This is a genomic window from Ruania alba, assembly GCF_900105765.1.
GTDB lineage: Bacteria > Actinomycetota > Actinomycetes > Actinomycetales > Beutenbergiaceae > Ruania > Ruania alba.
Map to the genome: position 1 here is coordinate 1,459,376 of NZ_FNTX01000001.1, position 17,741 is coordinate 1,477,116.

At 69.0% G+C, this 17,741-nt stretch carries 16 protein-coding genes; 10 read left to right on the forward strand and 6 right to left on the reverse strand.

Going from position 1 to position 17,741, the window contains the following annotated elements; genetic code table 11:
• A complete protein-coding gene (locus BLU77_RS06715) occupies positions 1-594 on the forward strand; it encodes a DUF5998 family protein (protein WP_089772238.1) in 594 nt (197 codons plus the stop codon).
• The gene (locus tag BLU77_RS06720; RefSeq protein ID WP_089772239.1) at positions 591-1,721 is read left to right on the forward strand and encodes an alkaline phosphatase family protein; all 1,131 of its coding nucleotides are present in this window, start codon (positions 591-593) and stop codon (positions 1,719-1,721) included. Before BLU77_RS06715 ends, BLU77_RS06720 begins: the two co-directional genes overlap by 4 nt.
• Before the next feature lie 5 nt (positions 1,722-1,726).
• Here the strand turns inward: BLU77_RS06720 and sepH are convergent, their stop codons facing one another.
• The gene (sepH, locus tag BLU77_RS06725) at positions 1,727-2,812 is read right to left on the reverse strand and encodes a septation protein SepH (RefSeq protein WP_089772240.1); all 1,086 of its coding nucleotides are present in this window, start codon (positions 2,810-2,812) and stop codon (positions 1,727-1,729) included.
• 350 nt (positions 2,813-3,162) lie between these two features.
• On the opposite strand from sepH, the gene BLU77_RS06730 reads away from it, so the two are divergent.
• A complete protein-coding gene (locus tag BLU77_RS06730) occupies positions 3,163-3,462 on the forward strand; it encodes a DUF4193 domain-containing protein (RefSeq protein ID WP_089772241.1) in 300 nt (99 codons plus the stop codon).
• 48 nt (positions 3,463-3,510) lie between these two features.
• Here the strand turns inward: BLU77_RS06730 and BLU77_RS06735 are convergent, their stop codons facing one another.
• On the reverse strand, positions 3,511-3,951 hold the full coding sequence (locus BLU77_RS06735; protein WP_089772242.1) for a DUF3093 domain-containing protein: 441 nt from the start codon (positions 3,949-3,951) through the stop codon (positions 3,511-3,513).
• Positions 3,952-4,011: 60 nt separating this feature from the next.
• Between BLU77_RS06735 and dut the strand changes: the two genes are divergently transcribed.
• The 4 genes from dut to BLU77_RS06755 are packed head-to-tail and all read left to right on the forward strand — an operon-like array spanning position 4,012 to position 6,374.
• Complete coding sequence (gene dut, locus BLU77_RS06740; RefSeq protein WP_089772243.1) at positions 4,012-4,491, forward strand: dUTP diphosphatase; 480 nt, start codon at positions 4,012-4,014, stop codon at positions 4,489-4,491.
• On the forward strand, positions 4,491-5,219 hold the full coding sequence (locus tag BLU77_RS06745; protein WP_089772244.1) for a DUF3710 domain-containing protein: 729 nt from the start codon (positions 4,491-4,493) through the stop codon (positions 5,217-5,219). Before dut ends, BLU77_RS06745 begins: the two co-directional genes overlap by 1 nt.
• A 37-nt stretch (positions 5,220-5,256) precedes the next feature.
• Positions 5,257-5,634: an OB-fold nucleic acid binding domain-containing protein gene (locus tag BLU77_RS06750; protein ID WP_089772245.1), complete on the forward strand. Its 378-nt coding sequence runs from the start codon at positions 5,257-5,259 to the stop codon at positions 5,632-5,634.
• Complete coding sequence (locus BLU77_RS06755; protein WP_245708701.1) at positions 5,631-6,374, forward strand: DUF3159 domain-containing protein; 744 nt, start codon at positions 5,631-5,633, stop codon at positions 6,372-6,374. The genes BLU77_RS06750 and BLU77_RS06755 overlap by 4 nt, the downstream gene beginning before the upstream one ends.
• Here the strand turns inward: BLU77_RS06755 and BLU77_RS06760 are convergent.
• Positions 6,304-6,984 carry a potassium channel family protein gene (locus BLU77_RS06760; protein ID WP_089772246.1) on the reverse strand — a complete coding sequence of 227 codons (681 nt, stop codon included), beginning with the start codon at positions 6,982-6,984 and terminating at the stop codon, positions 6,304-6,306. The two genes, BLU77_RS06755 and BLU77_RS06760, sit on opposite strands and share 71 nt — an antisense overlap.
• Entirely contained in the window at positions 6,984-7,637 is a 654-nt protein-coding gene (locus BLU77_RS06765; RefSeq protein ID WP_089773037.1) for a potassium channel family protein, read from the reverse strand. Before BLU77_RS06765 ends, BLU77_RS06760 begins: the two co-directional genes overlap by 1 nt.
• Before the next feature lie 123 nt (positions 7,638-7,760).
• Here BLU77_RS06765 and BLU77_RS06770 point away from each other — a divergent pair, with 123 nt between their 5' ends.
• From BLU77_RS06770 to acnA, 3 genes are all read left to right on the forward strand, one after another.
• A complete protein-coding gene (locus BLU77_RS06770) occupies positions 7,761-9,776 on the forward strand; it encodes an APC family permease (RefSeq protein WP_089772247.1) in 2,016 nt (671 codons plus the stop codon).
• Complete coding sequence (locus tag BLU77_RS06775) at positions 9,773-11,017, forward strand: class I SAM-dependent RNA methyltransferase (protein ID WP_089772248.1); 1,245 nt, start codon at positions 9,773-9,775, stop codon at positions 11,015-11,017. Before BLU77_RS06770 ends, BLU77_RS06775 begins: the two co-directional genes overlap by 4 nt.
• A 146-nt stretch (positions 11,018-11,163) precedes the next feature.
• Complete coding sequence (gene acnA, locus BLU77_RS06780) at positions 11,164-13,917, forward strand: aconitate hydratase AcnA (RefSeq protein ID WP_089772249.1); 2,754 nt, start codon at positions 11,164-11,166, stop codon at positions 13,915-13,917.
• Between the two features lie 238 nt (positions 13,918-14,155).
• Here acnA and BLU77_RS06785 read toward each other — a convergent pair whose 3' ends face one another.
• Together BLU77_RS06785 and BLU77_RS06790 are read right to left on the reverse strand one after the other, a co-directional pair.
• On the reverse strand, positions 14,156-15,520 hold the full coding sequence (locus tag BLU77_RS06785) for an MFS transporter (RefSeq protein ID WP_217632369.1): 1,365 nt from the start codon (positions 15,518-15,520) through the stop codon (positions 14,156-14,158).
• Positions 15,521-15,788: 268 nt separating this feature from the next.
• The gene (locus BLU77_RS06790; protein WP_089772250.1) at positions 15,789-17,741 is read right to left on the reverse strand and encodes a S9 family peptidase; all 1,953 of its coding nucleotides are present in this window, start codon (positions 17,739-17,741) and stop codon (positions 15,789-15,791) included.

Below are 17,741 nucleotides of genomic sequence, written 5' to 3' on the forward strand. Positions count from 1 at the left end.
ATGGCGGTGACCTCACGAACGGACCAGCAACGTGACCTCAGGCGGGAGATCGACCGCGCCGGTTATTACCCGTCCCTGGTGATGGATGTGCTCGAAGTTGCGCTCGCCGGGGAACCGGTGCGCGCGTTCCTCGTACACCCCGAAACCATGTTCGACCGGACCGAGGTGCGTCGTCACATCACCACCTTGGTGCTCACCCCCACCCGCCTGGTGGTCGCCCACGTGGATGACCTCCCTGGCGAGGTACCGATCGGCGCGGTGAACGCGGCGGCCACCACGGAGGCCGTGGCGGTTCGGGAGATTCGCTCTGTGGGACTGACGCACGGTGTGAATGACCCGGCGACCTATACCCAAGGTGCCGGTGGCACGGAACTGACCATTGCGATCAGCTGGGGGGCCGTGACCCGGATCGACCTGGAGCCGGCGACCTGCCCGGACCCGGAGTGCGAAGCAGACCACGGGCTGACCGGGACAGCGATGCCGGACGATCTCGTGGTACGGATCAGCGCCCAGGCGGAAGGCCCGCACGCGATGGCCGCGGCCACAGCCTTCGCCACCGAACTCTCGGCGGCCACGGCGGCTGCTCGGGAATGAGCCTCGACGGCACGGCCGGGCGGCTCGGTGATGTGCTGCTGGGCGCCGTGGGAGCCTGCGGCATCGACCTTCCGGGCGGGGCCGAGGCCGAGGCCGCGCGTGCCCGCCTGGCACTGCCGCGCAGCCGGAAGGCGTGCGTGGTCCTGGTGGACGGCCTCGGCGCCTACAACCTGGTTGATCGGGCCTCCCGCGCGCCGTTCCTCAGCGGTGAGGAGCGGTTGCGTTCCGTGCGGACGACCTTCCCGTCCACCACCGCCACCAACGTGACCTACCTGGGCACCGGGCGGGAAGGGGGACGCACGCGGATGCTGGGCTACACGGTGCGAGGCGGCGGTGGGGGTCTGCTGAACCTGGTGTCCTGGAACGGCACGGCTGACCCGGAGCAGTGGCAACCGGAGGCGACGGTGTTCGAGCGACTGGAGCGAGCCGGGCATGTGGCGGTCAGTGTCGGGCCCTGGCGCTTCGCCGACTCGGGCCTGACCCGCGCGGCGTTGCGCGGTGGCGAGTACAGCCCGGCACAGTCACTGCCGGAGCGGGTGGACACCGCGCTGCGTGAGCTCCGGGACCCGCACGTGGATGTCGTCTACCTGTACTGGGGTGAGTTGGACGCCATCGGGCACCGGGCCGGTTGGCAGTGCGCGGAGTGGTCCGACGAGCTTGAGGCAATCGACACCGAACTTGCCCGCTTGGCTCGGATGCTGCCACCGGGCACTCTGCTCATGGTGACGGCCGACCACGGGATGGTCGACGTCCCGGCGACCGAACGCACCGATATCGCCGAGGACGACAGGCTCCGTCGAGATGTCGACCTGGTCGCTGGGGAGCCCCGTGCCGTGCACCTGTACACCCGGCCCGGGCGGGCGGACCAGGTGGCTGCGCGGTGGCGGGAAGTGCTCGGCGACTCTGTGGACGTGCGTGCACGTGCCGAACTTCTGACCTCCGGCCTCATCGGTGACGTCACCCCTCAGGCGAGGGACGTCGTCGGGGACGTGGTGGTGATCGCACGCGGCAGGCACGCCGTCGTCGACTCGCGCAGCCAGAGTGCCTCGTCCCTGGCCCTGATCGGGATGCACGGTGCGCTCACTGCCGAGGAGACGACTGTCCCGCTGGTGACGGTAGCCGGCTAGCGGCCTCAGTCGTTCTTGGCGCCGAAGACGATCTCGTCCCAGGACGGCACACTCGTGCGCCGTCGTCGCGTCCGCCGGGGGCGTTCCCCCGACTCCCGGGTGGTGTCGCGGGCCTGCGAGCCGTCCTGATCGTCAGAGTCCTCGGTGGAGGTGGGCTTCTGTGGGGCGTGCAGGACTGTCGCGTCCGGTCGTTCCTCGGGGTGCGAGGCAGGCGGGTGCGCCGGTGGTGGATCGTCCCAGAGCATCGGCTCGTGGACGTCGTCCTCCTCTGGGTCGGCCACCGGCTGGCGGACGCCACGGCTCGCGGACAGCTGGTCCAGGAGCGCCTCCGTCTGGTCCGCATCATCGGCCGCATCCGTTGCATCGGCACTGGGTTCGCCCTCGGAGCCGTCGCCCTCTTCGGCGGGCCGCAGCGCTGCGTCCACGGCGTGCAACGAGCCCGTGATGTCGACGTCGTCGGTCGCCTCGATGTCGTAGACCGGGCTACCGCCGCGGACGGCGGACAGGTGCCGACGCGGCCCGTCCGAGACAGGCCACTCGGTCTCGGAGAGCCAGCGGCTCTCGTCGTCCAGGGCCGTGAGCATGCGCGCGGACAGATCGACCTGCCACGTCGCCTCCCGCTCCCGCTCACCGGCCACGAACCGGGCTACCAGGACCCACGGATCCTGCCCGGTACGGCGGGAGTCCCAGACGATCGAGTCTGCCTCCACCCCGCGCGACGCGAGCCGGTCCACCACCACGTCCGACAAGACGGGCGCGCCGGACTCACGGCTGATCGTCAGGGCTCGCGCCCGCTGACTGACGTGCTGGCGCTCGGCGATGACAGGCCCCTCATATCGCCGGATGGTCTCCAGTGGGACGCCCGAATCGGCGGCGATGTCCTCGGCGCTGGCTCCAGCGCGGATCATCACCTGGATCTCCCGCGGACGCACCGCACCTTCGGTGCGCACCTTCTCCAGGTGCGGCCGATCCCGGCGTACCGCCGCCCGGAGCGCGTCGTCGATCACCAGGCGGTAGCGCTCGCCTTCGGGACCCATCAGGACGAGGTGTTCCGCGTCCGTGTGGATCCCTACAAGTTCCAACTCGACCATGTCGCCTCCGTGCTCGGCTCCGACGAGCCGATCTTCAGCTCGTCTCGAGCCTGCCAGGTTCAGGCGGTTCGACGGCGGATTCCCGGCGGTGTGGCGGCCGATCCGGCTCGGACGCGCCGTGCGTTCGAACCGTACGCAGCCACAGGCGACCCCTGGATCGCCGTGAACCGACGCCCTCGATGCTATGCCATGGGCGATCGCACCGGTGTCTCAGGGTGGTCCGGACGAGGGTGGGGATGCAATTTGCGCTCCGATGGTGCACAATTCACCCGCCACGGGAACATTTCGGCGCGCCGAGCGTTGTACGTGCGACCCCCTAATCACGAGAGAAACCGGAGCGCTTGCCCACTATGGCGACCGACTACGATGCACCGCGCAAGACTGAAGAGGACCTGAGCGAGGATTCGCTCGAGGAGCTCAAGGCCCGGCGTGCGGAGAAGAACTCTGGTGCGGTCGACGAGGACGAGACCGAAGCCGCTGAAGGGTTCGAGCTCCCCGGAGCCGACCTCAGCGGGGAAGAGCTCTCCGTCCGCGTCCTGCCGCGCCAGGCCGACGAATTCACCTGCTCGGAGTGCTTCCTGGTGCACCACCGCAGCCAGTTGGCTTACGAGAAGGGCGGCCAGCCGGTCTGCTCGGAGTGCGCTGCCTGACTTCGGGCACTCTGGCGGGGTGCGCACAGGTCGGTCCGCTGCGGCGGGTCACCGGTCTGTGCGCAGCGCCCGCCTGAGTTCGTCCGGGTTCCGGGTGGAGACGATCCAGTACGGCGTCGGGTCTGACGAATCCGCGACGGTGATCCGCACGGCGCTCGGTGCCCATGCCCGGAAACGCACATGGGCACGCGCATCGAGGCCGGGTCCCATGGCGTGTTCGAGATCAGTACCCGCGAGTGGCTCGATGGCGCCGATGACGCCCAGCGGTAGGTGCGTGCGGTCGACATGCAGGGCCTCGTCGTCCACGACGATCCGTGGGGAGACCAGCACGAGGACCGCGGCCGCACCCGCCGCTACGACGATCGCTACTGCTGCGGCGAGGCGAGCGTCCACCGGTAGCAGGGCGATGGCAACGAGCACTCCGGCCGCTGGTGCGAGCAACCATCCAGTGGTCGAAGGAAGTACGCGCTCGGTGAACGAGTCAGTCATGAGGCAAGAGTGCCACGGCCGGCAGGGGGTCGTGTGGCCAGTAGGCTCGGGAGGGTGACGATGGACGAGACTGCCCACGACGGTGTCGAGGTGCTGGTGCACCGACTCGACCGCGAGCTGCCGTTGCCTCGGTATGCGCAACCGGGCGACGCCGGTCTGGACCTGCTTGCCCGAGAGGCGGTTGAGCTGGCACCAGGGGAGCGGCATGCGGTGCCGACTGGGCTCGCGATCGCGCTCCCGCTCGGATTCGCCGCATTCGTGCACCCCCGATCGGGGCTGGCGGCGCGGCACGGCCTGACGGTGCTGAACACGCCGGGGACCGTGGATGCGGGGTACCGTGGAGAGATCAAGGTGATCCTGGTCAATACCGACCGGTCCGCGCCGGTGCGCCTCGAACGGGGTGACCGGATCGCGCAGTTGGTGATCCAGCGCGTCTGCACCGCCGACCTGGTGGAGGTGGAACAACTGCCTGGTAGTGCGCGGGGATCAGGCGGCTTCGGTTCGACCGGGGGCGCGGCCGCGATGGGAGGACAGCACTGATGGCATTGTTCCGTCGTCGGCGGGCCGCCGAGGCGGCGTCGGCCGCTCCGCAGGACGCCGAGGAGACCTCACGCGCCGACCAGCGGGAGGACCACGACGCCGCGGAGCGCCTCGAGGATGAGGACCTGATCGGCCCGTGGGATGTCGAGGAGATGCCCGAGCTGGGCGAGCGTCTCGATCTCGGGGCCGTCCGACTGCCGAAGCGGCAGGGGCTTCAGGTCCGGATGGAGCTGGACAAGAAGACTCGACGGGTCGTCGGCGTGAACGTGGCGGTCGACGGCTCCGCGCTGCAGGTGCAGGCGTTCGCGGCACCCCGATCTGCCGGTCTGTGGTCGGCCCTGAGGGGAGAGCTGACCACGCAGATCAGCAAGCAGGGCGGATCGGTCGACGAGCGGACCGGACCGTTCGGCACGGAGCTGCTGGCGCGGCTCCCGGTGCGGCTCCCGGACGGTCGCAGCGGCCACCGTCCGGCCCGTTTCCTCGGGGCGGACGGCCCCCGGTGGTTCCTCCGGGGCGTGCTGACCGGCAAGGCTGCGGTCGATGCTGAGGCGGGCGCGACGATGGAGGCACTGTTCGGCGACATCGTGGTGGTCCGGGGGTCGGACCCCCGCCCACCGCGTGACTTGCTGCCGCTGCACCTGCCCGGCAAGCGGGCAGTACCTTCCGACGGCGGTACGCCCCAGATCGAGCTGCCGCCCCGCGGACCCGAGATCTCGGAGGTCCGATGAGTGTGGCACCGCGGCCCTCGCAGACGAAGGAACACCGATGAGTTGGCGTGAGCGCATCAAGCACGTGCTCGCCTCCCAGTCCGAACTGGACGCCGGGCAGGAACAGCGCGAGGCGGAACGGCAGAACACCGTACCGGTGGCCAGCTGCCGCAGCCGTGAGCGGGTGGCGATCTCGGGAGTGGTCCGGGCCGTGACCTTTCCGCCGGTCAAGGGTGCGCCTGCGCTCGTGGCCGAGCTGTACGACGGCTCGGGAAGCATCGATCTCATCTGGCTGGGACGGCGGGAGATCCCGGGTATCGAACCAGGCTGCCGGCTGCGCGTGGAGGGGATGTTGTGTCGCACCTCCCCGGACCACCCGCGCCCGGTGATCTACAACCCCAGCTACCGGATCCTTCCGACGCAGGCCGCATCGTGAGCACCGAGTCGACCGGCGCCGAACCCGACCCGGGCATCGACACCGACGAGGGTGCTGTTGTCGACGCGCAGCCCGATCAGACCGCACCTCCTGGCCGCGGTGTGCGCCAGCTCACCGCCACCGAGTTCAACCTGGCTGAGTCCGTCGGCGGAGTGCGCGGCCTCGTCGAGACGATCGCTCCGGGGCTGGTCTTCGTGGTGATCTTCGTCGCGACCCGTGACCTGATGCCGGCGCTGGTCGCGTCCGTGAGCGTGGCAGTGGTTGCCTCGATCGCGCGCCTGATCGGCCGCACCCCACTGACACAGGCGATCAGCGGTCTGGTGGGTGTCGCGATCGGCGCGGTGTGGGCCTGGCGCTCCGGTGAGGCCTCCGACTTCTTCGCGTGGGGCCTGATCGTGAACATCGCCTTCGCCGTCGGTGTGCTCATCTCGATCCTGGTGCGCTGGCCGGTGGTCGGGGTACTGGTCGCGACGCTGACCGGTCAGGACACCTCGTGGCGGACCGACCGGACGTTGCGCCGACGCTACGCAGCGGCGTCCTGGCTGTGGTTCGGGGCGTTCGCGGCGCGGCTCGCCGTGCAGGGGCCGCTCTACCTGAATGCGGCGGCTGGGTGGCTCGGCACGGCGCGTTTGGTGATGGGGGTGCCGATGTGGGCGCTGGTCCTGTGGATCACGTGGTTGTGGGTACGTCCCCGAGGAGATGCTGCAGAGTCACCAGATCCTCCTGATCGGCCGAGGTGACGATGAGCAGCAGTTCGTCACCCGCCTCCAGGGTGTCGTCCGGGCTCGGTGTGATCGGCTGATCACCGCGGATGATGGCGGCCAGTACCGCACTGGTGGGCCAGTCGATGTCCGCCACTCGTTCACCGACGACGGCTGCTCCGGGCGCGAGGGTGATCTCGTACATGCTCGCGCCGGACTGGTGGAAGGTGAAGATTCGGACCAGGTCTCCGATCGAGACCGCTTCCTCGACCAGGGCGGTCATGATGCGCGGGGTGGAGACGAGCACGTCGACCCCCCAGGCATCGTCGAACATCCACTCGTTCTTCGGGTTGTTCACCCGGGCCACCACGCGTGGGACACCGAACTCGGTCTTCGCCAGTAGCGACACCACCAGGTTCACCTTGTCGTCCCCGGTGGCCGCGACCACGACGTCACATGCCTCTGGGTGTGCCGTCGCGAACGAGGCGATCTCGCACGCGTCACCGAGGAGCCACTCGGCCGAGCTGACCGAGGACACCTTCATGGCCGCAGGATTCTTGTCGATCAGCGTGACCTCGTGGTCGTGCCCGATCAGTTCCCTGGCGATGGATCGCCCGACGCTGCCGGCTCCGGCGATGATGACGCGCATCAGTCCTCCTCGGGCCGTGGTGGGCGACTCAGAGTTCGCTGCGTCTCCTCGAGAGCGTCGGTGTAGACCAGGGCGTGCAGGACGTCCTGCTCCTGCAGCACGTCCTCAGGTGTCGGGATATAGCCGTCCCCGAAGCGGGACAGGAACGCGACGCGCGCACCGGTCGCCGTCTGCACGTCCCGCACCTGACGGCCCAGCCACCCGGCGTCGAGGTCCAGCTCACAGAGCGTGATCGAGCCGGACGCGTCCCGGAACTCGCTGGCTGCCCCGACCGGCATCATGCGGCGCAGCACCTGGTCGGCCGTCCAGCGGACCGTGGCGACCGTGGTGATCCCGAGCCGTTGGTAGATCTCCGCACGAGCCGGGTCATAGATCCTGGCCACCACGTTCTCCACGCCGAACGTCTCGCGCACGACCCGGGCAGCGATGATGTTCGAATTGTCCCCGCTGGAGACAGCGGCGAAGGCGTAGGCGTCTTCGATACCTGCCTGTGCCAGTGCGTCCCTGTCGAAACCCATACCGGTGACTCGACGGCCCTCGAATGACTCGGGAAGGCGCCGGAACGCGTCCGGGTTCTGATCGATGATCGCCACCGAGTGCCCGCGGGACTCGAGCGTCTCGGCGAGAGTGGTGCCGACGCGTCCCGCGCCCATGATCACGAAGTGCACGAGAGAAGACGCTACACCGCACCAGGGGCTCGAGTCAGGGACACACCCGAGCAACGCCCGACGTTCGGACCTGCTTGCCGGCGTTCCCGACCCGCGTAGCATGGCCGCGTGCCAGACATCGTCGACGCCGCGAAACGGCTGCTGGTCGGGCGACCGGTTCGTAGCGACCGGCTCGGTCACGCATTGCTGCGCAAGCGCGAGGCGTTGCCGATCTTCACCGCGGACGGGCTTTCCTCCGTCGCGTACGCACCGGACGAGATCCTGCTCACCCTCTCGCTGGCCGGGATCGCGGCGGCCACGATCTCACCCTGGGTGGGTCTGGCCGTCGTCGGGGTCATGCTCACCGTTGTCGCTTCCTACCGTCATCTGGTGCGCGCGTACCCGGACGGTCGTGGCGATTATCAGGTCGCCACGGTCAACCTGGGCAAGCGGGCCGGACTGACCGTCGGCAGCGCGGTCCTGGTCGACTACGTGCTCACCGTCGCTGTCTCGCTCTCCTCCAGCGCCCAGTACCTGACCACGTTGTGGCCGGCGCTGCGTGGGAACGAGGAGTGGGTGGCCACCGGGATGGTCGTGCTCGTCGCCCTGGCGAACGTGCGCGGCCGGTTAAAGTCCAAGCTCGGTTTTGCCGTCCCGGTCTACCTCTTCCTCGCGGCCATGGGCGTCATGGCGGTGGTCGGCGGGATCCAGTGGGCGGCCGGTTCCATCGGCCAGGCCGCCAGTGCGCAGTACGACGTCGTGCCGCTGGAGCGTCTCGATCAGGGTCTGATGGGCATCGCAGGCGCATTCCTCGTGCTGCGTGCCTTCTCCTCTGGTGCCGTGGCGCTGACCGGTGTGGAAGCGATCAGCACCGGTGTGCCTGCGTTCCGGCGGCCGAAGGCGCGCAACGCCGCCCTCACCCTGGCGATGCTCGGCCTGATCGGCTCGACGATGCTGATGAGCGTGCTGGGTCTGGCTCATGCGACCGGCGTCCAGTTCGTGGAGGACCCGTCCCGAGACCTGCGCCTCGACGGGGTCGTCCCGGGCGAGGACTTCGTGCAGACACCGGTGATCGGACAGATCGCGGAGGTGGTGTTCGCCGCGGTGCCATGGTTGTTCTTCGTGGTGGTCGGTGCGACGGCGCTGATCTTGGTGCTCGCTGCCAACACGGCGTTCAACGGTTTCCCCCAGCTGGCCTCGGTGCTCGGCAAGGACGGTTTCCTGCCGCGTCAGCTGCACACCCGCGGGGACCGCCTGGCGCTGACCAACGGCATCGTCAGTCTCGCGGTGGCGGCCATCGCGCTGATCTGGGTCTTCGAGGCGCAGATCACCCAGCTGATCCAGCTGTACATCGTGGGCGTGTTCGTCTCCTTCACGGTGAGCCAGCTGGGCATGGTCAAGCACTGGAACCGGTACCTGCGCACCGTGATCGTCGCCCAGGAGCGATCTCGGATGCTGCGGGCGCGCGCGGTGAACGCGTTCGGATTCGTCCTGACGGCGGTCGTCCTGGTGGTCGTGGTGCTCACCAAGGCCACGCACGGGGCATGGATCGCCGTCGGTCTGATGGCACTGTTGTACGTGCTGATGGGCTTGGTCCGCCGCCACTACGACTCCGTCGCGGAGGAACTCGCTCTCGACGACGAGGGCAAGGCCAAGGCGCTTCCGTCCAGGGTGCACGCCGTGGTGCTCGTCTCTCAGGTGCACAAGCCGACGATGCGGGCACTGGCGTATGCGCGTGCGACGCGACCGTTCACCTTGCAAGCCATCTCGGTGGCCGTCGATCCGGAGGAGGCCACCGCCCTACGGTCCGCGTGGGACCGCCTCGGGCTCCCGCTCCCGCTGACCGTGCTCGACTCGCCCTACCGGGAGGTGACCAGGCCCGTGCTGGAGTTCGTCAAGGCGATCCGTCGGGAGTCGCCCCGGGACCTCGTCGTGGTCTACGTGCCCGAGTACGTCGTTGGTTCGTGGTGGGAACGGGTGCTGCACAACCGCAGCTCGATCCGGTTGAAAGCGCGGTTGCTGCACATGCCCGGAGTGGTGATGGCGTCAGTGCCGTGGCAGCTGCGCTCGGCGCAGCTGGTCGGACCGACAGCCGGCGGAACGGTGCACGACGTGCGCACCGATGGCGATACGGAGACGCGATGAGTACGGTGGCGAGGAACGAGAACGGGGAAAGCGACGTCGTCGAGCTGACGCCGGTGACGCCGGTGCACGGCGGGCATTGCCTGGCTCGCCTGGACGGTCGAGTGGTCTTCGTCCGGCATACGCTGCCTGGGGAACGGGTCCGCGCCCGGCTCACCGACGCGAGCCGGCGCGGCCACTGGCGTGCCGACGCGATCGAGGTGCTCGAGCCGTCTGCCGACCGGGTCCCGTCGGTGTGGCCCGAGGCCGGCGCGGACGGCGTGGGTGGTGGTGAGCTCGCACACGTCAGCCTGGCAGGACAGCGCCGGTGGAAGAAGGACGTGCTGGTCGATGCCCTGACGCGCATCGGTGGACTTGCCCCTGAGGCGGAGCTCCTGGCGACGCTGACGGTGCGCGCGGCAGCCGGCGACGAGGACCGGAACGGGCTCGGGTACCGGACCAGGATCGAGCTTGTCGCCGACCAGCTCGGTCGAGCCGGGATGTTTCGGCACCGCACGCACGACGTCGTTCCGTTGGAGACCATGCCGCTCGCCGTCCCGGAGCTGGAGGTGGGCGAGCTGCTCCGCCGGGAGTGGCGCCCAGGGAGCCGGATCGACGCGGTGGCGCCGAGCATCGGTCCGCCGATGGTCCTGGTCGATGGCGTTCCGCTGCGCAGCACGCGCCGTGCCGTCCGCGAGGAGGTTCTCGTCGACGATCGGCGGTGGACCTACCGGGTGGCGGCCACCGGGTTCTGGCAGGTGCACGACGCCGCCCCGAGCGAGCTGGTGCGGTCGGTCCTGGCGGCAGCCCGTCCGGCCGACGGCGCCACCGTCCTGGACCTGTACAGCGGATCCGGCCTGCTCACCGTGCCGTTGGCCGAGGCGGTGGGGGAGAGCGGCGTGGTGCACGCGATCGAAGGGGAGGCACGCGCTGTGCGGGACGCTCGACGCAACGTGCACGATCACCGTCAGGTGCACCTGCACGAGGGTCCCGTGAACCGGGTTCTCGGGACCACGCTCGCCGGCACCCGCCCCGACGTGGTGGTGCTGGACCCACCCCGTGCGGGGGCCGGCGAAGCGGTGGTGGAGCAGGTACTCAGCACGCGGCCGGAACGGGTGGTCTACGTCGCCTGTGATCCGGCGGCACTGGCCCGGGACGTGGCCTATGCCCGCGAGCACGGCTACACCCTGGACGCCCTCGACGCGGTGGACCTGTTCCCGCACACCCACCATGTGGAGACCGTGGCGCTCCTCACACCTGCCTGATGAGGCCGTCACGCGCGTCGCTCGCGGGCATGGAGACGCTGCGATAGTATTTATCTCGATATCGAGATAAATTGTGAAACGCGACCCTTCCGTAAGTCGGGCAGGTCGCGAGAGCGTCAGCGAAGATCCGCACCGAGGAGTGGCACGTGAGCACAGTCGACAGTTTTTCCGCGAAGAGCACCCTCCGGGTGGGTGAGGCCGAGTACGAGATCTACCGGCTCGACGCGGTCCCCGGACTCGAGCGACTTCCGTACAGCCTGAAGGTCCTTGCCGAGAACCTGCTGCGCACGGAGGACGGCGCGAACATCACCGCCGACCACGTCCGCGCCCTGGCCGAGTGGGATCCGAGTGCTCAGCCGAGCACGGAGATCCAGTTCACCCCTGCTCGTGTGGTGATGCAGGACTTCACCGGTGTTCCGTGCGTCGTCGACCTCGCCACCATGCGCGAAGCAGTCGCAGAGCTGGGCGGTGACCCTGCCTCGATCAACCCCCTCTCTCCGGCCGAGCTGGTGATCGACCACTCCGTGCAGATCGACGTGTTCGGCCGCTCGGACGCGTTCGAGCGCAACGTGGCGATCGAGTACGAGCGCAACCATGAGCGCTACAAGTTCCTGCGCTGGGGCCAGACCGCCTTCGACGATTTCAAGGTCGTCCCCCCGGGCACCGGGATCGTGCACCAGGTCAACATCGAGTACCTGGCCCGCACGGTGATGACCCGCGAGCTCGACATCGACGGGCAAAAGGTCCTGCGTGCCTATCCCGACACCTGCGTCGGCACCGACTCGCACACCACGATGGTCAATGGCCTGGGTGTGCTCGGTTGGGGCGTCGGCGGTATCGAGGCCGAGGCAGCGATGCTCGGCCAACCCGTCTCGATGCTCATCCCGCGCGTGGTCGGGTTCAAGCTGAACGGCCAGATCCCGTCCGGCGTGACAGCCACGGACGTCGTGCTCACGATCACCGAGATGCTCCGTGAGCACGGAGTGGTCGGCAAGTTCGTGGAGTTCTACGGCGACGGCGTGGCCGCCGTCCCGTTGGCTAACCGCGCCACGATCGGGAACATGAGCCCGGAGTTCGGTTCCACGGCCGCGATCTTCCCGATCGACGAGGTCACCCTGGAGTACCTGCGCCTGACTGGCCGGTCCGACGACGAGGTCGCCCTCGTCGAGGCGTACGCCAAGGAACAGGGCATGTGGCACGACCCGTCCACCGAGCCGGTGTTCTCGGAGTACCTCGAGCTCGACCTGGGCACCGTGGTTCCCTCCATCGCCGGTCCGAAGCGCCCGCAGGACCGGATTGCGATCTCGCACGCCAAGGCGGCCTTCCAGCGCGACCTGCCGGCCTACGCCCCCGAGGTGCGCAACGGTGTGGACGAGGCCGAGAAGGAGTCCTTCCCAGCCTCGGACTCGCCCGCCATCGGTCATCAGGCGCGCAAGACCGTGCCGGTCACCACACCGGACGGCGCGACCTACGAGCTCTTCCACGGTGCCGTGGCGATCGCCTCGATCACCTCCTGCACGAACACCTCGAACCCGTCGGTGATGCTCGCCGCTGGCTTGCTTGCGAAGAAGGCCGTCGACGCCGGCCTGAGCGTGAAGCCATGGGTGAAGACGTCCATGGCACCGGGGTCGCAGGTGGTCACGAACTACTACGACAAGGCCGGTCTGTGGCCGTACCTGGAGAAGCTCGGCTACCACCTGGTGGGCTACGGCTGCACCACCTGCATCGGCAACTCCGGCCCGTTGGACCCAGAGGTCTCCGAGGCGGTCAACGCCAATGATCTGGCAGTGGTCTCCGTCCTTTCCGGGAACCGGAACTTCGAAGGCCGGATCAACCCGGACATCAAGATGAACTACCTGGCGTCCCCGCCCCTGGTGATCGCCTATGCACTGGCCGGCACGATGGAGTTCGACTTCGCCCACGAGCCACTCGGTCACGGTGAGGACGGTAAGCCCGTGTTCCTCGCTGACATCTGGCCCTCCCCGGAGGAGGTGCAGTCCACGATCGACTCCTCGATCAACCGTGCGATGTTCACCTCCGACTACGCGGACGTGTTCACTGGTGACGAGCAGTGGCGATCCCTGGACACTCCCGAGGGCGACACCTTCGCCTGGGACAGCCAGTCCACCTACGTGCGCAAGCCCCCGTACTTCGACGGTATGGGCGCGGAGCCGGAGCCGGTGCAGGACATCAGCGGCGCCCGGGTGCTGGCGAAGCTGGGCGACTCGGTCACCACCGACCACATCTCACCGGCTGGATCCATCAAGCCGGACTCACCGGCCGGCACGTACCTGGCCGAGAACGGCGTGGCGCGCAAGGACTTCAACTCCTACGGATCCCGGCGCGGGAACCATGAGGTGATGATCCGCGGCACCTTCGCCAACATCCGGCTGCGCAACGAGCTGCTGGACGGCGTTGAGGGCGGGTTCACTCTGAATCACCTCACTGGTGAGCAGACCACGATCTACGATGCCGCGCAGGCCTACGCCGAGGCGGACATCCCGTTGGTGATCCTGGGTGGCAAGGAGTACGGCTCCGGGTCCTCTCGCGACTGGGCGGCCAAGGGGACCGCGCTGCTCGGTGTGAAGGCTGTCATCACCGAGAGCTTCGAGCGCATTCACCGCTCGAACCTCATTGGGATGGGCGTGCTGCCGCTGCAGTTCCCCGCCGGGGAGAGCATCGATTCCCTTGGTCTCGACGGTACCGAGACCTTTGAGGTCTCTGGTGTGACGGCCCTGAACGAGGGCACGATCCCGGAGTCGGTCGCCGTGCGGGCCACGAAGGAAGACGGCACCGTGGTCGAGTTCGACGCGGCGGTCCGGATCGACACCCCGGGCGAAGCCGACTACTACCGCAACGGAGGAATCCTGCAGTACGTCCTGCGCCAACTGGTCGGTTGATGGCTCGATCGGCTGGTTGTCCAGAGGGTCGGGACGGTGACCTGCCATAACCGGCGGCCCTACTAGAGTCTCGCACAAGTGCCCGTCAGGCCCGGCCTGACGGGCACTTGCCTGTCTCGTGCCGGTCGCAGAGGCGGCGGCCCCAGATTCCGACGAACGATTCGCCCGTGACGGTCGGCCGTGCGGGGCGGGGCTGCCGCGCCGCAATCGTTCGGGCGCGGCGCGGCAGCCTGCGCTGCTACCTGACCTGCGCCTGTGCGGTGACCGGCAAGCGGCTGATGACCATGGCACCGACGACCAGCCCGGCGACGGCGAGTACCGCGGCGATCACGAACGGGTCTCCGGCGTGCAGGGCCGGGGCGAACCCGAGGCCCACGTAGACGGCCACGCCCCCGGCTCCGCCGAGCTGGTCTGCTGCTCGCTGGACGCCGGAGGCGATCCCGGCGTCCTCGTCGGTGGTCCCGCTGACCGCGATGTACTGCAAACCCACGATGCCGAAGCCCATACCCGCTGCGATCAACAGCATCGCCGGCAGGAGCCATGCCGCCCCGCCGCCCAGGGTGGCCACGAGCGCGACCACCGCCATCGCGCCCGCAGCAGCCGCGAGCCCGACCAGCACGCACACCCGTGCGCCCCAGCGTCCCAGTAGCCGGGGCACGAGCACCGATGCCGCGATCAGCGCCACAGCCAGGGGCAGCATCGTCAGGCCCGCCCCGAGTGGCCCGATACCGAGCCTGTCCTGCAGGTAGAAGGTGAACAGCAGGAACGAGGTCGACAACGCACCGCTGAGCAGCATCGTCGTCGCGTTCGCCCGCAGCCGAGCGCGGTCCGCGAAGAACGTCAGCGGGACCAGTGGGTTCGGCGACCTCGACTCGACCCGCACGAACCAGACAGCGGCCAGCACCGCGCCGACCAGCGCGGCCACGCTCACCCATGGAGCGGTCCCCGGCTCGCCCGCTTCGACCGCGGCGTAGACGAACAGCAGCGGGCACGCTGTCAGCAAGAACGAGCCCGGGAGATCGAGGCGGACCCGCTCGCGGGGTACCGGCCGGTCGGCCGGGACCAGGAGGAGCGTGGCCACGATCACGACCAGGATGAACGGCACCGAGATCAGGAAGATCCAGCGCCAGCCCAGGTGCGCAGTGATGATCCCCGACAAGGCGAACCCGAGAACCAGTCCGCAACTGGCCACGGCCGCCCACACGCTCAAGGCGCGCGACCGGCGCGGGCCTTCCGGGAAGAGCAGCACGATGGTCGCCATCGCCGCGGGCAGCGCGACGGCCTCGCCGGCACCCTGGAGCAGGCGCGCGGCGACCAGGACCGGGAAGGACGGGGCCAGGCCCGCCAGCAGGGAGGCCGCGCCGAAGAGAGTCGTGCCGACCAGCAGGGTGTGGCGGCGGCCGAGAAGGTCACCGAGCCGGCCGCCGAGCATCAGCAGCCCGCCGCCGGTAATGGTGTAGCCGACCACCACCCAGGTCAGGGAGTGACCCTCGACGCCGAAGTCCGCGCCGATCGAGGGTAGCGCGATGTTGACTACGGTCACGTCGACCGCGATGAAGAACTGCAGCATGGACATCGCGCACAGCACAAGCCATGCGCGCATCGGGGCGGGACTGTGCCCGCGTGAATAAAAGGTCGTGCCTGAACGCATCGATAGCTCCGTCGAATGAAGAGTTACCGGGCAGCACACACGTGCCGCTCCGGCCTGATCGCGAAGCGGCTGAACGTTCCAGGGTGAGGTAGTGCTGAGAGCCGGACGTCCCGCCGCTAGCGGGACATCCTCGTCACGGCCGCGCAGGCGGCTGAGCATGAAGCGGCAGACATGCCAGATACGTTAGCAGCGTTCCGCAGGCTCAGCGCATTTCCGGCGATCATGCCGGTGTGAAGGCGAACACCCGGCCGTAGAACGCCAGTTCCGCCTCCAGCGCAGCCCGCTTGTTCTCGGCACGGCGGAAGCCGTGCCCTTCACCGTCGAACATGTGCACCTCCACCTCCATCCCCGCAGCGCGCACAGCGGCGGCCATCGTCTCTGCCTGCGCAGGCGGCACCACCCGGTCCTCAGTGCCCTGCAGCAGGATCATCGGGGCTCGCAGCTGGTCGGTGTGATGGATCGGCGAGCGGGCCCGGTAGGTGTCGGCAAGGTCCGGGTACGGCCCGACCAAGGAGTCGAGGTACCGGCTCTCGAACTTGTGCGTGTGCTCGGCGAGTGCCTCGAGGTCTCCGATGCCGTAGTGGCTCGCCCCTGCGGCGAAGACGTCGGTGAAGGTGAGGGCAGCGAGCGTGGTGAATCCGCCGGCGCTGCCTCCGCGTACAGCCATCCTGGACCCGTCCACGATGCCCCGGTCGGCGAGCCAGCGTGCACCCGACGCACAATCGGCCACGTCGACGATCCCCCACCGGCCCCGGAGACGTTCACGATACGCACGCCCGTAGCCGGTGCTGCCGCCGTAGTTGACGTCGAGCACCGCGAACCCGCGCGTGGTCCAGAACTGCACGGCTGGATCGAACCCGGCCGTGCTCGCCGCGGTGGGCCCGCCGTGGGAGAGCACCAGCAGCGGAGGCAGCGCTGTCTCCGGCCCCTGCGCAGTCTCGGAGGTGGGGCGGTACAGGAACCCGTGGGCGACACCGTCCTCGGACGGCCAGGAGACCTCCTCGGCCACTGAGACGGACTCGGCCGACACGCGCAACGCGGAGCTCGAGCGCAGCACGTTCACCTGCCCCTGAGCAAGATCGAGCTCGACCACCGACTGAGCCTGAGTGGCCGACGCACCGATGAAGACCACGCGCCCGGGCGCCGCTCGCACGTCCCGTTCCGGCTCCCAGTCGCCGTCCCAGGCCTCGAGGGCTCCGTTGTCGATGTGCACGGCACCGAGCCGACGGCGTCCCCCGGCTCCGAAGGAGACCATCAGATGGTGCTCGTCCAGTAGGTCCGACGTGCGGGGACCGAAGCCCCACTGCGGCAGGGTGAACTCGGCGTCGGAGGGATGCAGGTGACGCGTCCGCACCTGCGCGGCGTCGAACTCGCTCCGGTAGAGGTTCCACCATCCGGAGCGGTCGTCCACATGCACCAGGTCGCCCTTCGGGGTCCACAAGGGCTCCGCCACCGACGTGCTCGGGCCGCCGGCGATGACACGTCGATGGAGCAGGCGTCCGCCTCCATCGGCGACCGTGCCCAGGTGGAGCAGGCCCGAGTCCCAGGGCATGTCCGGGTGCTCCCAGGTGATCCAGGCGAGGAGTGCGCCGTCGTGGCTCAGGCGGGGCGAACTGACGAAGTCCGGTCCGGTGACCAAGGTGATCACCCGGTCCCGGTGCTCGGCTGCTGCTCCGTCGAGCGGGATGGCGACCAGGGAGGCGCCGGGATCGGTGCGGTACTGGCCCGGACCGCCATGATCCTCCACGACGGCGTAGACCAACGCCCGCTCGCGGTCGATCTCCAGGTCCGCGTACCGGCGCCCATCGGCAGGGACCAGCGGCACCGGGGGAGCGAAGCCGTCGTCCACCAGGTCGATCCGGTACAACCGGTCGTCCTCACGTCGAGAGGCGACCACGCACGAATCGGTGACCGCGTAGGCAGCGCCGCCGTACTCGTGCACTCGGGTGCGGACGTCGAAGGTGCCCGAATCGGGTGCCGCGGTCACCACATCGGTCGTCCTGCCGTCGCGGTGGCGGACCAGGGCGCTACGCCCACCCTCCAGGGAACGGGACTCGATCCAGTAGGTGTCGCCTCCCTCGAGCAGCACCTCCGAGAGCCGCACCGTAGCGTCTGCGAGCTGCTCGGCGTCGAGCGGGGACGGCCAGGAGCCGTAGGGCATCGTGGGAGACAT

What these genes read in the sequence shown, in the direction of transcription:
- BLU77_RS06750 (WP_089772245.1), top strand. Translation starts at nt 5,257, where the DNA reads ATGAGTTGGCGTGAGCGCATCAAGCACGTGCTCGCCTCCCAGTCCGAA.
- dut (WP_089772243.1), top strand. Translation starts at nt 4,012, where the DNA reads ATGGACGAGACTGCCCACGACGGTGTCGAGGTGCTGGTGCACCGACTC.
- BLU77_RS06735 (WP_089772242.1), bottom strand. Translation starts at nt 3,951, where the DNA reads ATGACTGACTCGTTCACCGAGCGCGTACTTCCTTCGACCACTGGATGG.
- BLU77_RS06745 (WP_089772244.1), top strand. Translation starts at nt 4,491, where the DNA reads ATGGCATTGTTCCGTCGTCGGCGGGCCGCCGAGGCGGCGTCGGCCGCT.
- BLU77_RS06730 (WP_089772241.1), top strand. Translation starts at nt 3,163, where the DNA reads ATGGCGACCGACTACGATGCACCGCGCAAGACTGAAGAGGACCTGAGC.
- BLU77_RS06775 (WP_089772248.1), top strand. Translation starts at nt 9,773, where the DNA reads ATGAGTACGGTGGCGAGGAACGAGAACGGGGAAAGCGACGTCGTCGAG.
- BLU77_RS06760 (WP_089772246.1), bottom strand. Translation starts at nt 6,984, where the DNA reads ATGCGCGTCATCATCGCCGGAGCCGGCAGCGTCGGGCGATCCATCGCC.
- sepH (WP_089772240.1), bottom strand. Translation starts at nt 2,812, where the DNA reads ATGGTCGAGTTGGAACTTGTAGGGATCCACACGGACGCGGAACACCTC.
- BLU77_RS06715 (WP_089772238.1), top strand. Translation starts at nt 1, where the DNA reads ATGGCGGTGACCTCACGAACGGACCAGCAACGTGACCTCAGGCGGGAG.
- BLU77_RS06785 (WP_217632369.1), bottom strand. Translation starts at nt 15,520, where the DNA reads ATGCGCGCATGGCTTGTGCTGTGCGCGATGTCCATGCTGCAGTTCTTC.
- BLU77_RS06790 (WP_089772250.1), bottom strand. Translation starts at nt 17,741, where the DNA reads ATGTCTCCCACGATGCCCTACGGCTCCTGGCCGTCCCCGCTCGACGCC.
- BLU77_RS06720 (WP_089772239.1), top strand. Translation starts at nt 591, where the DNA reads ATGAGCCTCGACGGCACGGCCGGGCGGCTCGGTGATGTGCTGCTGGGC.
- BLU77_RS06765 (WP_089773037.1), bottom strand. Translation starts at nt 7,637, where the DNA reads ATGGGCGCGGGACGCGTCGGCACCACTCTCGCCGAGACGCTCGAGTCC.